Annotated in this window: 2 protein-coding genes; both read left to right on the plus strand. The window is 62.0% G+C overall.

Features of this window, described 5'->3' with window-relative positions:
* Positions 1-330: 330 nt before the first annotated feature.
* Positions 331-600 carry a type II toxin -antitoxin system TacA 1-like antitoxin gene (locus tag AC2VOG_RS20090; protein WP_407689298.1) on the plus strand — a complete coding sequence of 90 codons (270 nt, stop codon included), beginning with the start codon at positions 331-333 and terminating at the stop codon, positions 598-600.
* 3 nt (positions 601-603) lie between these two features.
* Entirely contained in the window at positions 604-1,128 is a 525-nt protein-coding gene (locus AC2VOG_RS20095; RefSeq protein WP_407689297.1) for a GNAT family N-acetyltransferase, read from the plus strand.
* Positions 1,129-1,534 lie beyond the last annotated feature (406 nt).

A 1,534-nucleotide genomic window follows, 5' to 3' on the forward strand; every position in this document is an offset into this window, starting at 1 on the left:
TAACCTTGGTCGCAAGTCGGGAATCTACCCCCACTTGGGCGGTGGCAGGAACGACCGGAACCGACTTGCCTCCCGGCACCCGGCGGTGCGTTTCTACAGGTCACAGGTGGTCTGCACGGATGGCCATCGAACACCGAACCGCGCGCAGGTCGTTCAGCGTCGCGGTTGACGTGTCGCGCGTTATCAATCTCGACGAGGATCGCGGCCTGGGGACTGCGCGAGTCCGACGACAACCCGCTCCTGGCGCTGACTCGCGGCCGGTATCGTTTGCCCTAGAGACGTACGTACAGGTACCGTACACTACAGCTGATCAGTTAAGGAGATGTTGTCGTGGCAGTCAAAGCGAAGCGCTTCGAACTTCGCGCGGAGGAGGCAACCCTGGACCGCATCCAGCTAGCCGCCAACGTCGTGCATGAGCAGACCTCGGAGTTCGTCCGGAAAGCCGCGATCCAACGTGCCGAGGACATCCTGCGCCAAGAGCTGTTAACGGTGATGGAGCCCGAACAGTTCGACAAGCTGATGTCCTCGCTCGATGCTGCCGACGCTGCACCACGACTTGCGGCAGCCGCACGCAAGCCTGCGGCGTTCAAACGGCGTTGAGCAATGTTCGAGTCCGCGCGGCTCGACGACGCGCACACGCTGGAAGGGTTCGACTGCGGCAATGAGTCACTGAATAGCTGGCTGATCGAACAGGCTCGCCGCGCGGACAGCAGCAGAGTAGCGCACGTTTACGTATGGACCCCGCACGGAGAGCCGAAGGTCTGCGCCTATTTCGCCATCTGCCCCACCGAAATCGTGCGGAAAGACGACGGCGTGTCGGGGTCGATGGCTGGGGGCTATACCCGCATACCCGGATATTTGATTGCCCGTCTGGCCATCGATGCAGCGCTGCATGGCCAAGGGTACGGCGAGCAGCTACTCCTAGACGCACTGGGGAAAGCCGTTGCCGCGTCGGAGATCGGCGGAGGGCGGCTTGTCGTCGTTGATGCGATAGATGACCAAGCTCAGTCGTTTTACGAGCACTACCACTTCGTTCCCGTCCGGCACCGCGAGCGCCGCCTCGTGATGAAGGTGTCCACAGCGGCCAAGGCGCTCGGCGAGCGCTGGCACGACTCGACAGCAGACTGAACGGCGGGTTTCGCAAGTGGCGTGAAGCCCGCCAGGCCCTTGCACAACGATGTCGACACGTTGGCGGTACGCACAATGCCAGCTGTAGCTGCGTCGGGCTTCCGAGGCGTCGATCGGCGTTGCCGCCCGCCCGTGCATTGGGCCGACTTATGCGGATCACCTCAGATGTCTCAAATAACACCCCTGACTCGATCATTGCTCCTACCAGCAAGTTTCGCCAGCGACCAACGCCGAAATGACCGAACGACATGAGGTTACTCGCAAGTCGGTGATCTACCCCCTTTGCGGTCGAGCCGTGTCAGAGGCTCGGCAGCGGTTTCTAATTTGCCGTGATCTTCGGTGTTGGAGTCGACCGTGTCGAGGGGCGCGCACCGTGTGTCAATGTTGACCGGTGACCGCTCAGGCG

The organism is Mycobacterium sp. TH-M11, assembly GCF_057473725.1.